15 protein-coding genes are annotated in these 15,378 nt (G+C 23.6%); 12 read left to right on the top strand and 3 right to left on the bottom strand.

What is annotated here, in order from left to right; genetic code table 4:
• Position 1: 1 nt before the first annotated feature.
• The 5 genes from ACXX85_RS02655 to ACXX85_RS02635 are packed head-to-tail and all read left to right on the top strand — an operon-like array spanning position 2 to position 4,120.
• Positions 2-1,135 carry a WavE lipopolysaccharide synthesis family protein gene (locus tag ACXX85_RS02655; RefSeq protein ID WP_458560564.1) on the top strand — a complete coding sequence of 378 codons (1,134 nt, stop codon included), beginning with the start codon at positions 2-4 and terminating at the stop codon, positions 1,133-1,135.
• A complete protein-coding gene (locus ACXX85_RS02650) occupies positions 1,116-2,108 on the top strand; it encodes a hypothetical protein (protein WP_458559502.1) in 993 nt (330 codons plus the stop codon). Before ACXX85_RS02655 ends, ACXX85_RS02650 begins: the two co-directional genes overlap by 20 nt.
• Positions 2,099-2,461, top strand: a complete 363-nt coding sequence (locus tag ACXX85_RS02645; protein ID WP_458559503.1) for an HAD hydrolase family protein — start codon at positions 2,099-2,101, stop codon at positions 2,459-2,461. Before ACXX85_RS02650 ends, ACXX85_RS02645 begins: the two co-directional genes overlap by 10 nt.
• Positions 2,445-3,200 (top strand): sugar phosphate nucleotidyltransferase, encoded by a 756-nt coding sequence (locus ACXX85_RS02640; RefSeq protein ID WP_458559504.1) that lies wholly within the window; start codon positions 2,445-2,447, stop codon positions 3,198-3,200. Before ACXX85_RS02645 ends, ACXX85_RS02640 begins: the two co-directional genes overlap by 17 nt.
• Before the next feature lie 53 nt (positions 3,201-3,253).
• The gene (locus ACXX85_RS02635; RefSeq protein ID WP_458559557.1) at positions 3,254-4,120 is read left to right on the top strand and encodes a DegV family protein; all 867 of its coding nucleotides are present in this window, start codon (positions 3,254-3,256) and stop codon (positions 4,118-4,120) included.
• A 13-nt stretch (positions 4,121-4,133) separates the two neighbouring features.
• On the opposite strand, the gene ACXX85_RS02630 is transcribed toward ACXX85_RS02635, so the two are convergent.
• From ACXX85_RS02630 to trpS, 3 genes are read right to left on the bottom strand one after another with little or no spacing between them, the layout of a single operon-like run.
• Entirely contained in the window at positions 4,134-4,532 is a 399-nt protein-coding gene (locus ACXX85_RS02630) for an MAG3450 family membrane protein (protein ID WP_458559556.1), read from the bottom strand.
• Positions 4,532-6,274, bottom strand: coding sequence for a threonine--tRNA ligase (gene thrS / locus ACXX85_RS02625; RefSeq protein WP_458559555.1), 1,743 nt, complete (start codon positions 6,272-6,274; stop codon positions 4,532-4,534). The genes ACXX85_RS02630 and thrS overlap by 1 nt, the downstream gene beginning before the upstream one ends.
• Position 6,275: 1 nt before the next feature.
• Complete coding sequence (trpS, locus tag ACXX85_RS02620; RefSeq protein WP_436359017.1) at positions 6,276-7,262, bottom strand: tryptophan--tRNA ligase; 987 nt, start codon at positions 7,260-7,262, stop codon at positions 6,276-6,278.
• Positions 7,263-7,393: 131 nt separating this feature from the next.
• Between trpS and dnaX the strand changes: the two genes are divergently transcribed.
• From dnaX to ACXX85_RS02585, 7 genes are all read left to right on the top strand, one after another.
• Entirely contained in the window at positions 7,394-9,730 is a 2,337-nt protein-coding gene (dnaX, locus tag ACXX85_RS02615; RefSeq protein ID WP_458560563.1) for a DNA polymerase III subunit gamma/tau, read from the top strand.
• A gap of 13 nt (positions 9,731-9,743) precedes the next feature.
• Complete coding sequence (locus ACXX85_RS02610) at positions 9,744-10,025, top strand: YbaB/EbfC family nucleoid-associated protein (protein WP_458559553.1); 282 nt, start codon at positions 9,744-9,746, stop codon at positions 10,023-10,025.
• Positions 10,025-10,597, top strand: a complete 573-nt coding sequence (locus tag ACXX85_RS02605) for a toprim domain-containing protein (RefSeq protein ID WP_436359014.1) — start codon at positions 10,025-10,027, stop codon at positions 10,595-10,597. Before ACXX85_RS02610 ends, ACXX85_RS02605 begins: the two co-directional genes overlap by 1 nt.
• Before the next feature lie 4 nt (positions 10,598-10,601).
• Positions 10,602-11,243, top strand: coding sequence for a dTMP kinase (gene tmk, locus ACXX85_RS02600; RefSeq protein WP_436359012.1), 642 nt, complete (start codon positions 10,602-10,604; stop codon positions 11,241-11,243).
• On the top strand, positions 11,236-12,087 hold the full coding sequence (locus ACXX85_RS02595; RefSeq protein ID WP_458560562.1) for a hypothetical protein: 852 nt from the start codon (positions 11,236-11,238) through the stop codon (positions 12,085-12,087). The genes tmk and ACXX85_RS02595 overlap by 8 nt, the downstream gene beginning before the upstream one ends.
• Positions 12,074-12,796 (top strand): 16S rRNA (cytidine(1402)-2'-O)-methyltransferase, encoded by a 723-nt coding sequence (rsmI, locus tag ACXX85_RS02590; protein ID WP_458559551.1) that lies wholly within the window; start codon positions 12,074-12,076, stop codon positions 12,794-12,796. Before ACXX85_RS02595 ends, rsmI begins: the two co-directional genes overlap by 14 nt.
• A gap of 100 nt (positions 12,797-12,896) precedes the next feature.
• A complete protein-coding gene (locus tag ACXX85_RS02585) occupies positions 12,897-15,350 on the top strand; it encodes a glucose PTS transporter subunit IIA (RefSeq protein ID WP_458560561.1) in 2,454 nt (817 codons plus the stop codon).
• Positions 15,351-15,378 lie beyond the last annotated feature (28 nt).

Raw genomic sequence — 15,378 nt, 5'->3', positions numbered from 1 at the left:
AATGCAAAAAATCAATCAAGAAGATGTAACAATTTTAATTAACGGAAAATATGATAAATATACTAAAAAAAGCATTAATTCATTAAAAAAACGTTTTCCTAAATCACCAATTTTGGTATCATGTTGAGAAAATGATGAAATTGATGAAAATCCTAAAGTTAGTAAATTTATTTTAAACAAGGATCCTGGTGGTTTTTATATAACTAAATTTAAATATGGTATTAATATTAATAGAATTATTGTTGCAACTCAAAATGGTTTAAAAGAAGTTAAAACCAAATATGTTTTAAGAATTAGAAATGATTTATATTTCAAAAACGATAATATTCTAAATGATTTTGCAAGTTTTTTCCACAAAAGAGATGAAAAATATAAAATATTTGAAAAAAGATTAATTTCTTCTACTTTTTTTAGTTGTGATTACAATAATTTAAGTTATGGTAAAATTGATTATGCTTATTTACATATATCTGACTGATTAAATTTTGGATTAACAACAGATGTGAAAAAATTTTGAGAACCAGTTCAGTTAATAAAAGACTTAAATGAATTTGCTTATTTTAATAAGAAAAATGACTTTCTTCCTGTAAAAATGCATCCAGAAAATTATTTACCTCAGTTCGTTTTTAAAGAAAATACTAATTTAAATTTAGAAGAAGTTGTTGGTGATGATTTAAAGAAAAAAGAAGAATTTGACAAGTATGTAAATGAAAATTTTATAACTTTAGAATCTAAACAAATAGGTTTTTATAATTTAAAATCCAGATATAAAGCGGTTACCAAACTTTCTTTACTAAATCTTGCTACACAGCCTTTTAACAAAAAATATATTTCTTTTTTAAAATATTATATAGATACATATGAACCTAATTGAAAAATAGCAAATAAATATAAGTTTGAAAGAAAAGAACAACTTCCTAGCATACCTTACAAAATACCTACAAAAAACTCTAAAATTCAATTTACTTTTTTTAAGTTAGCAATAAAATTTTGTATCAAAGAATTATTTAAACAACATTTAATTAAAATATTTTTCATCTTTTCTAAGAAAAATATTTTAAAATTAAAGAAAGAAAAATCCCAAAATAAAGAACATTATCTAAAGGAATCTACAAATGACAGAAAAAATAAATAAAGAATTTTTATCAAGATATTTTAACTCAATAGAAAAGAAAAATAACTTGATATATAAAAGTTCTGCTGATAAAAACAAAATATTAGATGAATATTATTGATTTATAAAATTACCTCAAAATTTAAAAAAATTCATCCCTAACATTTATTTATATCAAGAACTAAACGATTTTAGTACAATAGTTATGGATTTTGTAGATTTTCCTAACATTTATAACTATTTACAAAAAAAAGTTTATATAAATAATTTTTATGAATTAATTGACAAATTGTTTTATGTATTAAAACAATTTAAAGATACTTCTTTTTTAAACCCTTATAAAAATAAAGATGATTCTTTATCTCGTTTTATTTATATTGAAAAAACAAATAATAGAATAAATCAAATAAATGAATCAGAATTTGTAGATATTAATAAAAAAATAATTTTTAATAATAAAGAATTGAAACCTTTTAATCAAATTAAAGAAAAAGTTTTTAATTTGATTGAAGAGAAATTAATAAATAGAGAGTTACTTTCAATTGTTCATGGAGATTTTTTCTTTAGTAACATTTTATTTGATGAAAAAACAAAAGAAATTAAATTAGTAGATCCAAGAGGTAGATTTGATTATTACAGAGATGTTATAGGAGATTTAAGATACGATTTAGCAAAATTAAGTCATAGTATTTCTGGAAAATATGACTGAATTGTACACAATAATTTTTCTTTCCAAGAAAATTCTAATAATTTTATTCTAAAAGAAAATTTTCCTTTTTCTGACAAAGAAAATAAAGAAATTTTGCTTTATTTTAATAAAAAAATTACTGAAATATTTCAAATTTCTTTTAATGAAATTAAATTAATTGAAGGTTTATTGTTCTTAACTATGATTCCGTTACATAAAGAATCTAAAATTCATCAAAAAATCTTTTATTTAAAATCTATTGAAATTTTCAATGATTTATTAAAATCGGAGGATAAATGAGAATAGTTATAGATTTAGATGGTACTATTTGTGAAATAAAAAAAGAAAATCAATCTTATTCCGAAGTAAGACCTTTGCCAGGAGCGAAAGAATTTATAGATGAAATGAAACAAAAAGGACACACAATTGTTATTAATACAGCAAGAAATATGCAAACTCAAGATCATAATATAGGAAAAGTTATGAAAAATATAGGATTAGTAACTTTAGAATGATTAAAGAATCATAACATTCAATATGATGAAATTTTTTTCGGAAAACCTAATGGTGATATTACAATATGCGATCGCTCCATCCACTTTGAAGGATGAGATAAAATTAATGAAGATTTTTTAAGAAAATATGCAAAAGAAAGATAAAAAAACACAAAAAGCACAGATTGTAATATTAATGGCGGGAAACGGAAAAAGGTTTAAAGAAAAGGGTTATACAACAGATAAACCTTTTATTGAAATAGAAAATAAAACATTCTTGGAACTAGCAATCGAATCTTTTGACAAGCAAAATACATTTATTCTTGTAATGAAAAAAGAATTTACTTCAATTTATAAAAAAGAAATTAGTTCTTTACAAAAAAAATATAAAATTAAAATTTTTACTGTAGATGAAACAACTACTGGAGCTGCTTCTACTGCTCTTTCTATTTGAAAAATTATTGATAATAAAAAACCTGTCATTTTCGCTGATGTTGATAATTTTTATTTAGAAAAAGAAGCACAAAATTTTTTAGAATATTCTCTACAAAACAAATTCGATGCTGCTGTTTCTACTTTTTATTCTACATCTAATAGTTTTTCTTTCATAAAACACAAAAATAATTTAGTTTTAGAAACAAAAGAAAAAGAAGTTATTTCTAATCAAGCAATTTCAGGTCTTTATTTTTTTAAAAATGGGAAAAAATTTATTGATTATTGTATAAAAATGCATATTTATAATAAAAAAATAAAAGAAGAATTTTATATGTCTAATATTTTTAATTTAATGCTAGAAAATAAAGAAAAAATAGGTTGAATGGCTTTAAGAGAAAATGTTTATATATCACTTGGAACTCCTGAACAACTTGAAAATTATTTAAATAATAAATCTTCTAAAAATTAGTGAATTAAAACTAAATATTTTTAAATAAAGGAAAAAGTTATATAATTATACTTATGAAAAAATTAGGTATTTTATTAGATTCATTTGGTGGTATTTCTAAACAAACAATAGAAAATAATGGTTTTGAAATGGTTCCATTGCAATTTACAATAGATGGAAAAGATTATATAGATAACGGAGAAGAATTAACAAATTTACAAATTTGAGAATTAGTAAAAAAATCTAGTAGTGCTTCCACTTCTTTACCTGCTTTAGCAACCATACAAGAAAAACTTAAAAAAATGAATAAAGAATATGAAAATGTTATCGTTTTTTTAACTTCTTCAAAACTTTCATCTACTTATCAAACGGTTTTAGTTGAATCTAAACAATATGGAGACAAATTTCACATTATAGATAATCACTTTTTTACAGATGAAGCACTAGAACTGGGAAAATTTTTAGTTCAAAAATCTAATGAAGGTGTTGAACTAAATAAGCTTTTAGAAATATCAAAATGAGTTGCTAAAAAAAGTATGAATTTTTTAATTGTTAAAGATTTAACTTCTTTAATTCGTGGTGGAAGATTAAAAGGAGTAAAAAAACTCTTACTTAATTCTCTTAAATTAATCCCTTTACTAAAAGTAGATGAAGAAGGAATTAATTTTGGTGGATTAAAAAGAACATTAAAAGGTTCTTATGAAAAGGTTTTAGAAAAATTAATTGATTTTATAGGTGGTAAACATAATTTAGACAATTTTGAATTTAAATTTATGTATGCCAATGATTCAGAAATGAAAAATGAAATTATTAACTTGTTTAATAAAGAAAAATTAGAAATTGGAAATATTGAAATAGCTTCTGCTACTGTTATGATACATACTGGAGTAGGTTGTTCTTCATTAGGTATTTGACCTAAATTATCAAAAATTAAAATATAAAAAAATACCCTTATTATTTTTTAGAAAAATTAGCCTTTTGGGTATTTTTTTTATTCAAAATTGCTGTTACTAACATTATTGGAATTATAGAAAAAGAACACAAAATAATTAAAAATATTCTTAAAATAATTCAATATTCAGTAAATTGATAAGTAATTAAAATGACAAATAAAGATAAAATTAATGGGAAATTAAAATTAAAAAAATTTATTTTTAAAACTTTAAGATATACAAAAATTGTTATTATTATAAAAGATAAAACAACATAAGAAAGTCCTATTAAACATAAATATTTATATTCAATGATTTCCTTTTTTTGAATTTCAGGAGAAAATAAAAAATAAATAACTAAAATAGGAATTATAACTATTAAAATAGTAAATAGTCAACTTGGAACTTTTGTAATTCTCATTATTTTTTATAATGTAATTTATGAAGCATTTTTATTATGAAATTATCAATATTTTCACTGGTTGAGTTTTCTTCACCGTATTTTCTATAAGTAACCAAATTATTTTTAATTTCATTATCCCCGATAATAATTTGGTATTTTGTCTTCATTAATTGTGCTTCTCTTATTTTTTTATTAATTCTTTCGTCTCTATCATCTAAATCAACATTAAAGTTTAATAATTGTAATTTTTCTTTTATTTTTTCTGCAAATTTTAAGTGTTTATCATTTTGGATTGGAATTACAACAAATTGTCTTGGACTTACTCAAAATGGTAAATTCCCCTTTGTTTGTTCAAGAACAATAGAAATAAATCTTTCATATGTTCCTATTAAACCTCTATGAATTAAAACTGGAGTTTCCTTTTCATTATTTTCATTTATAAAACTTATTTTAAATTTTTCAGGAAGTAGAAAATCTAATTGTAATGTAGACATAGTAATTTCATGATTTAAAACTGTTTTTACTTGAAAATCAATTTTTGGTCCGTAAAATGCTGCTTCTCCTATTTTTTCTTCATAATCAATATTTAATTCTTTTAAAACTTTTTCTAAATCACTTTCTGCTTGGTTTCACATTTCATCATTATTGAAAAACTTTTCTTTATTTTCAGGATCTCTTTTAGAAAAAGAAACATAATCCAATTTAATGTTAAACATATTTAATGTTTCAATAATCATTTTATATAAATGTTTAAATTCATCTACAATTTGACTTTTTCTAGCAAAAATATGACCTTCAGTTAAATCCATACCTCTTACTCTTTCAAGTCCTGTTAAAGCTCCTGATTTTTCATATCTATATAGTCTTGACTGCTCAGAATAACGTATAGGTAGTTCTTTATAACTTCTTTTTTGTCTATCAAATAAAATAATATGATGTGGACAAGTCATAGGACGTGCAATTAATCTTTCATTTTCTACCTCTATAGGTTTAAACATATCATCTTTATAATGTTCTAAATGACCAGAAGTTTTGTAAAGTTCTTCTGAACCAAAATGTGGAGTTAAAACTTCTTTAAATCCATATTTTTTGTCAAAAAATAAAATTCTATCTCTAATTGCGTTTCTAATTTTCATTCCATCTTCTAATCAAATAGGAAGTCCTTGACCTGAAAGATGTGAAAAAGTAAAAATATTTAATTCTTTCCCAATTTTTCTATGATCTCTTTCTTTTCTTTCTTTTAAAATTTCTAAAAATTGATCTAATTCTTCTTTAGTTTCTCAAGAAGTTCCGTAAATTCTTGTCAACTGTTCATTTTCTGATTTCCCTCTTCAATATGCACCAGCTATTGATAGTAATTTAAAATGTTTAATTTTTGATGTTGAATCTTCATGACCACCTGAACAAAGGTCTTCAAAAAGAATCTTATTGTTAGAAGGATTTATTAAAGAATAAAATGTTACTTCTTGATTTTTAGAAATTATTTCATCATATAATTCTTTTTTAAACGGTTTATCTGTAAAAGAATAATTTTCTCCACTTGTCTTTACCATTTTGTAACCACCAGAAGCTAAACTTTTCATTTTCTTTTCAATTTTATTTAAATCTTCATCACTTATTGGCTTTTCAAATTTAAAATCATAATAAAAACCTTCTTCAGTTGAAGGACCAAATCCTAATTGAACATTGGGATATAATTCAATAACTGCAGCAGCTAATAAGTGACTTGTTGTATGGTTTAATTCTTTATTAAATTTCATTTTATAATCCTATTCTTTCTTTAAATTTTTCAATTGTTTTTAAAGCTACTAAATTAGCTTTTTCTTTTCCTTTTAATGATAATTCTTTTATATCTTTTTTACAATCTCTGTATTTTTCCTGTAAATTAGTTAAAAATTCTTTAACTACAGTAGCAACTGATTCTTTAAATTCTTTATAATTTTTTTCTTTAAATAATGTTTCAGTTTCTTCTAAAGTGATATCTTTCAAAGAACTATAAATCGTTAATAAATTCAATATCCCAGGTTTGTCTTTTGAAATATAAACTTTGTTTTCAGAATCAGTAACAGCTTTCATTATTTTTTTATAAGCAATTTCTGGATCATCCAATAAAAAAATGGAGTCATTTTGATTAGTATTAGACTTGGACATTTTCTTAGTTGGATCCTGTAAACCCATAATTTTTGAACCCGTTTTTTGCACATAAGCTTCTGGTAATTTAAAATTCATTTTATAACTTTTATTTAATCTTTCAGCAATGTTTCTAGTTAATTCTAAATGCTGAATTTGATCAATTCCTACTGGCACAATATCAGCATTATAAAGAAGGATGTCTGAAGCCATTAAAGTAGGATAAATAAAAAGCCCTGTTGGAATTAAATATGTTCCATTTTGATTTTTTATTTTACTACTTTTATCTTTAAATTGCGTCATTCTTGATAGTTCACCCATAGTGGTGTTTACTAAAATAAATCAATTCAAAACTGAATGAGCATCAACATCAGATTGATAAAAAATTGTGCTTTTTTCTGGATCTAAACCACAAGCTAAATATAAAGCAAAAACATCTTCTCTAAATTGTTTTAAATCTTTTCTTTCTATCGGCAACGTTAAACTATGTAAATCAGCGATAAAAATAAAAGATTCATATTCTTCTTGAAGTTTTACTGTATTTTTAATTGCTCCAATATAATTACCCAGTGTTATTTTACCAGTTGCTTGAACGCCTGTTACTAATCTTTTTTTCATATATTAAATTATATAATAATCTATTTAAAATATTCTATTAAAATTTATAATTAAAGAATGATTATAAAAAAATAAAAAGGAGTAATAATATTTTATGGTTTTAAACCATTTTATATTAAAATAATAGTTATATGGAAAAACAAGATTATCAAGCACTTTATAGAACTTATAGACCAACTAAATTCAGTGATGTAAAAGGTCAAGATTTTATAATTAAAACATTAGAAAACATTATCATAAGTAATAAAATCTCTCATGCTTATCTTTTTTCAGGTCCAAGAGGAACTGGAAAAACCACAGTTGCAAAAATTTTTGCAACTGTTGTTAATTGTGCTCATAGAGAAAATATTGATGCTTGTGATTTTTGCATTAGCAACATAAACAAAAATTTTGATATTATCGAAATGGATGCAGCATCAAATAACGGAGTTGATGAAATAAGAGAATTAAAAGAAAATATTCAAAATTTACCAACTAATTCTAAATTTAAAATTTATATTATCGATGAAGTTCATATGCTTTCTAAATCAGCATTTAATGCTCTATTAAAAACTCTAGAAGAACCACCAAAGCATATAATTTTTATTCTAGCTACAACAGACCCACAAAAAATACCTTTAACTGTTTTATCAAGATTACAAAAATTTAATTTTTCTAAAATTAATCTAAACATAATCACAAATCAGTTAGAAGAAATTTTAAATAAAGAAAAAATTTCTTTTGAAATAAAGGCTTTAGAAAAAATAGCAAAACTTTCTGATGGCGGTTTAAGAGATGCACTGTCATTGTTAGAACAAGCAATTTTGTTCTCTAATAATGATTTAACTTTAACAAAAGTGGAAGAAATTTTCTCTCTTATTTCTAATGGTGATTATGTTCAAATATTAAATTATTTAAATAGTAATTCTGTAGAAAAAATTATAGAAATTGCTGACTCGCTTTTTGAAAAGGGTATAGATTTTGCATCATTTATCAACAATTTTTTAATCGTATTGAGAGATTATATAATTTTTTCTAAAACAAAAAAAGTTAATATTTTAGAAACATTATCACAGCAAGAAGTTGAAAATATTAATATAAATATAAAATATGCTTTTAATATTATTACTGAATTAAATAATTCTTTAAAAAATTTATATGTAATTGAAAATAACAAAACTTTTATTGAAATTTTATTATTAAAACTCCTGTTTTTAAATAATAATTCTTCTGATGAAAATTTAAAAAACGAGCAAAAAGAAACAATAAAAGTTGAAAGTATTTCTGAAGTTGCAAAGGCAATAAAAAATTTAGAAATTGACAATTCTGTCAATATTATAAATAAAGAAAATACAACAAATAATTTACACAAAATAGATAATTTATTCTTAGAAGGAAAAGAAATAAAGGAAAATCCTAATAATAGAACTTCTTTAATAAAAGAAAAAACAGAAATAAAGAATGAAAATTTAAATTCAAATATTTTTAAAGAAAGTTTTTTACAAGATGAAATTTCAGAAGAACAAAATGAAGAAATAGAAAATAAAAATACTTCCATATTTCAAATAAATAACAATCCTTCTAAAGATAATAACAATAAAGCAACTCAAGAAATTACTTCAATTTTTTCTCAAGACTTAAATAAAGACTTAACCGATACAACTTTATTAAAGAAAAGTACAGAAGTTATTTTACTTGATAATGAAACTATTGATGAAAAATACCAAGAAACAGAAAATATCATAAATAGTCAAGATTATTTAACACAAACTAAAGAAAACATATATCAAACTAATCAAATTAATTTAGACAACAAAAAAGATGAAGAAAATATACAAACTGAAAAGCATGAAATTAAAGTTTATGATGATTTATCTTTAGAAAATACTGAAAATATAAAAATAGAAACAAAAGAAAAAAAATCTGCATTTTCCCTTTTAGACGATGAAGATGAACCAATACCAGGTCTCAAAACAGAAAGTATAGATATCGGAATTATCGAGGAAGATATTTTAACTGTAGATGAAGTAATTAATTTGTTTGGTTTATTCAAAACCAAAGCAAATTCAAAAGATTTTCTTCAAAAAAGAAAAGAGCAACTAAAGAATTTGGAACTAATTTCTCTTGGCAATAAACAATATGAAGAATACATTAATTACTTATTAGATGTTAAAATTATTACTGCAACTGATAAATTTATTTTAGTTTCTGCTAGTCCAGAAAATGAAAATTCAATTTGAGCTTTAAATAGTGTAAAGTCTCAAATTAATTTTAGAGAGTTAAATAAACTAATTTTTGAAGAAGAAATTCATTTCTTTGCAATATCTAAAGAATTATTTGACTTAGCGTCTCAAAAATGAAAAAGAATGCAAGAATTAAAAACTCTTCCTGATGTTTTTAATGAATTACCAGAAATAGTTTATAAAACTCAAAAAGAAATCGAAGAAGAAAAAATGATTTCCATATTCGGAGATAAATTTAAAAAATAAAAAAGAGGTAAAAATGAATATACAAGAAATGATAAAACAAGCAAAAAAAATGCAAGAAAGTTATACAAAAAAACTTAATGAAGTAAACTCTACAGTTTTTGAATTAGAAAAACAAGGAATAAAATTAGAAATGTATGGGGACAGAACATTAAAATCAATTAATGTGCATGAAGCATTAATTGATCCTGAAGATAAAGAAACACTTGAAGATGTTATTATTTTAGCAATAAATGAACTTGTTGAAAAAATAAATAAAAAACATGATGAAATTGCACCAGCAAATGGAATGATGTAATGATAGGAAGTGAATTTAATGAGTTAGTTGAGAATTTAAAAAAAATTCCTGGAATAACAAAAAAACAGGCTGAAAAAATAGCTTTCTATACTCTAAATCTTAATTATGAAGAGTTAGAAAAATTACTAAATTCTTTTAAGCAACTCAACCAAAATTTAAATAAATGCATTTCATGCAATTTTATTTCCAAAAACAAACAATGCGATATTTGTTTAGATGAAAAAAGGGAGAAAAAATTATTAATAATCGAAAGTGACAATGAATTATTAAAAATAGAACAAAGTGATTTTTATAAAGGAAAATACTTTATTTTCGATATTAAAAACAAAGAAAATTATCAACTTGAAATTGAAAAAATATTGAGTTTTTCTTCTCAATTTCAAGAAATAATAATTGCTCTTTCTCCAACAATTGATGGATTAAAATTAACAAATTTAATTCATAAAAACCTTAAAGAAAAAACTAAAAAAATTATTATTTCTCAAATAGCTTTTGGAATCCCAATGGGTGCTTCATTAGATTATATGGATATAATAACAATCAAAGAATCAATAAACAATAGAAAAGAGTAAAATTATGTTTATAACTTTTGAAGGATTAGATGGTAGTGGAAAATCTACAATTTTAGAAAAATTAAAAAAATATTTTAAAGAAAATTATTCTAATTTATCTTTTGTTTATACAAGAGAACCCGGTGGAAATAATTTAAAAGAAGCAGAAAAAATAAGAGAGATTATTCTTGATCCAACCAACTCCATCGATGCAATGTCTGAAGCAGTTTTATTTGCTGCTTCCAGAAGATTACATTTAGAAAAAATAATTTGACCAAGTTTAAAAGAAAATAAAATTGTTATTTGCGATCGGTATGTAGATTCTTCAATTGCATATCAAGGTGCTGGACAATTAATCGGAACAAACAAAATTAAAGAATTAAACGATATAGTTATTAATGGTACATATCCAAACTATACTTTTTTATTTGATTTATCACCTGAAGAATCAAGAAAAAGATTGATTTCACAAAATAATCATTGTGACGATAGAATAGAAAAAAATGCTCTTGAATTTTTTCAAAGAGTTTATGATTCATATCATCAAATGGCAAAAAGTGATTCAAAACGTTATATAATCATTGATGCTTCAAAATCCGTAGAAACAGTTTTTGAGCAAGTAAAAAATAAAATAGATAAAATTTTGGAGTTATCAAAAAATGGATAATATTGCAAAAACTATAATTGAAAATTCTTTTTCTACAGGTAAAACCTTTCATTCATGAATTATAAATTCTCAAAATAAACAATTAGCAGAAAATATTCTGTTATTTTTAATTTCTAAAATACAAAACACAACCATTGAAAAAATAAACAAAAACTTTTTTCATTTTACAAAGGAAAATCCTTTAGATAAAGATATTTTAAAAGAAGTAATTAAAAAAATGACTACTTCTGCAGAAAAAAACGAAAATAATATTTTAGTTATTGAAAATGTTGAAAATTTACATATTGCTACATTAAATTCATTACTTAAGTTTATTGAAGAACCTAATAAAAATACTTTTATTATTTTTACAACTAAAAACATTAAAGCTGTTTTAAAAACTATAGTATCTAGGTCTTTTGTTTTAAATTTAAAAAATCCAAAACATGAATTATTAACAAAAAACGATGTTATTAATGAATTATTAAGTTTAACAAATAATTCAAAAGATAAAATTGAAAAATTTATTAATTCTTTTGAATCAGAACTACATAAAATAAAAACTACAAAAGATTTTTTTAGTTTTTTAATTTTAAATTGGCAAGAAGAAAATCATTCCGTTTTTTGATTTCTTTTTTTTGCACTTATTAAAAATTTAATTTTAAATAAGCATTCTTTTATTCAAAAACAAACTATTATTAATTTACAAAAAATTTTAAATTTAAGTTACAAAGATTATGAATTCATAATGTTGTTAATTAATGATTTCAATGAAAAAAAACATTATTATATTAATTTTGAACTTCAAAAAATGAATTTTATAGTTCGTTTAAAAGAAAGGTTTTTAAAAAATGAATCAAAATAAACTTTTTATTGTAGGTACTCCTATTGGAAATTTAAAAGATATTACACTAAGGGCTTTAGAAACTTTAGAAATGGTTGATATTATTTTATGTGAAGATACAAGAGTGAGTTTAAAACTTTTAAATCATTACAATATAAAAAATAAAAAATTAATTTCTTATCATAAATTTAATGAAAAAGAAATTACTAATAAAATAATGGATTATTTTTTGGAAAACAAAAAAATAGCTTTAATTAGCGATGCTGGAATGCCTAAAATAAGTGATCCTGGTTATTTTTTAATAAAAAAATGCTATGAATTAAACATTTCTTTAGAAGTTATTCCTGGACCAACTTCTTTTGTTTCTTCTTTTGTTTTATCGCCTTTTGAAGGAAATTTTACTTTTCTTGGTTTTTTAGCTGATAAAAGCAATCAAAGACAAAAAGAGTTTAAATCCTTAACAGAAGGAAACTATATTGCTTATGTTTCACCTTATAAATTAGTTGCTACATTAAAAGATTTGCAAACAATTTTTAATCAAGAAATTGAAGTTTTTTTATCAAAAGAAATAACTAAAATGCATGAAAAACACTATTTTGGTACTGTAGAAAGTGTTTTAAATTCTTTACCTGAAGTTATTAAAGGTGAGTGAACCATTTGTTTTAAATATAAAAAACACACAGAAAAACGCCAAAAGATTAACAAATATCAACAATTTTCCAAAAATTAACTATTTTTTGAATCTTTTTTAATTTATTTTACAGAATATAACATATAATTTTATCACCTAACTATACTTTATTATAGTAGGTAATTTTAGAAAGGATAAAATGAAATTTTTCTTTAAAACAAAAAGCAAAGATAAAGTAGTAGTTAATGACAAAAACTTTAGTGCAAAAGCTAAGTTGATTTTATCAAAAATTTCAGGTGCTTTTTTACTACCTATTGCTGTTATGGCGATAGCTGGATTATTTCTTGGTATAGGTGCTACCATTGAAAATTTATCATCAGGTGGTGGAAAAGTATTTGGGATTTTTATTAAACAATTAGGTCAACCAATTTTTGACGCTTTACCTTTATTATTTGCTGCTGCATTTGTAGTTTCCTTTACAAATGATGCAGGAACAGCTGTCTTTTCAGCTATTGTAGGATACTTTGTATTTTTAGCTTTACAAGTTCCTTTTATATCACCAGTTTATGAAACATTATCTAATAGCAGTCAAGTAACTGCTGGAAATGTTAATAATATTGTAGTAGAAGTTAATAAACAAGGAGAAATTGTTTATAAAGAATTAAAAGGTTATGTAGTTCTTTTTGGTGGTGCTGGTAGAAGTTTAGAATCTTCATTACAAATTGTAAAAAGTAGTTTTGGAATTCTATCTTTACAAACTTCCATTTTCGGATCTATAATTGTAGGTATTTTAATTTCTTATTTATATAATAAATTCTACAAAATCCAATTACCACAAATGATTTCCTTCTTTGGAGGAAAACGTTTTGTGCCAATTGTTTCAATCGTTGCTATGATTCCATTAACCTTTTTATTCTTGATCTTTTGACCATGAATAGGTGCTGGACTAACAGCATTTGGTAAACTTTTAAATAAAGCTCCAGTAGGTCTTGAATCACTTGTGTTTGGAATTATTGAAAGATCTTTAATTCCATTTGGATTGCATCATGCATTTTATGCTCCATTATGATACACAAATGTTGGTGGAGATGTGTACTCTTCTTTAGGAGATGCTCTTAAAGAAGGTGGTCCTTTATCTTCTACAAACTATGCATTACAAGAAAACTGAAAAAGTTACATTACAGCAACAGAACTTTATAAATTAATGGCTAAAAACCCAACTAAATGAGCTGGAGACTCTCTAATTTCAAATAGTGCTTTATCATTAGAATTTAACAATGTTGTTTATAATGTAAATGGAAAAACTGAAATTGCTCCTGTATTTACTTTCTTTGAAAAACAACTTGGAATTAAAGTAGGTAGATACTTACAAGGTAAATATCCATTTATGCAATTTGCTTTACCTGCTGCAGCTGCAGCAATGGTAATGGCAGCTCCAAAAGAAAACAGAAAAATAGCATTAAGTAGTGTTGTTCCTTCAGCACTTACTTCATTTGTAACAGGAGTTACAGAACCAATTGAATTTACATTCCTATTCTTAGCTCCTTATATGTTCTGAGGATTCCACGCAATAATGGCTGGATTTGCATTTATGTTTATGAACATTTTAGGTGCTCATATAGGTCAAACTTTCTCTGGTGGAATTCTTGACTTAATTATTTACGGAGCAATTCCTGTATTAAAAGGAACTAACTTCTGATGATGAGCAGTAATCGGAATTGCTTATGCTCCAATTTATTACTTTGTTTTCTACTTTGTAATCAAAAAAATGAATTTAGAAACTCCTGGTAGAGGAAGCAATACTAAATTATTTACAAAAGCAGATTTCAAAAATCAAAAAAGTTCAAAACAAACAACCAAATCTTCTTTAAATGCACAAGAAACTGAAATAGTTCTTGCTTTTGGTGGTTGAGAAAATATTGAAAGTTTTAATAACTGTGCTTCAAGATTAAGATATGATATTCTTGATAAAACAAAAGTAAATGAAGAAAGATTAAAAGCAGCAGGTGCAAAAGGTGTTAAATTTATCGGTGATAAACACGTTCAAGTTATTTTTGGACCAGTTGCTGAACAATTAAATTCAAAAATTAGTTCTCACAAAGGTGAAAAACTTGTTTTAGACAACGAAGAAAAACAAGAAAACGAAATTCAACAAGATACAAATAATAATATGAATTTAGATAACAAAGAAGTTGTTAAATTTAAAAATATTACTTCAGGTACTGTTAAAGATATTTCTGAAATAAACGATGGTGTTTTTTCAGAAAAAATGCTTGGTGATGGTATTATTATTTCTCCAGATGCAACTGAAAAAATAGTTAAAATTTATTCACCATTTGATGGTGTAGCAACTACTGTATTCCCAACAAAACACGCTTATGGTTTAACCACAAAAGAAGGAATTAATATTTTGATTCATATAGGAATTGACACAGTTAATTTATCTGGAAAAGGTTTCACTTCATTTATTGAACAAGGAAGTGAAGTAAAAGAAGGACAATTAATTGCTGAAGTTGATATGGAATACTTAAAAACAGCTGTTGAAAAAACTGATATTGTTTATATTGTTATTTCAGATTCAACAAGAACAGAAGTTATTAATAAACAATTGAAAAACTCTTCTAAAGATGAAATTGTCTTTGAAGTAAAATAAAAAAACAAAAAAGAGATCATTTAAAATG

Source organism: Mycoplasma sp. Z386, from assembly GCF_054343375.1.
Note: the sequence above shows the minus strand (reverse complement) of the source record. Positions and strands in the feature narration are given on the sequence as shown.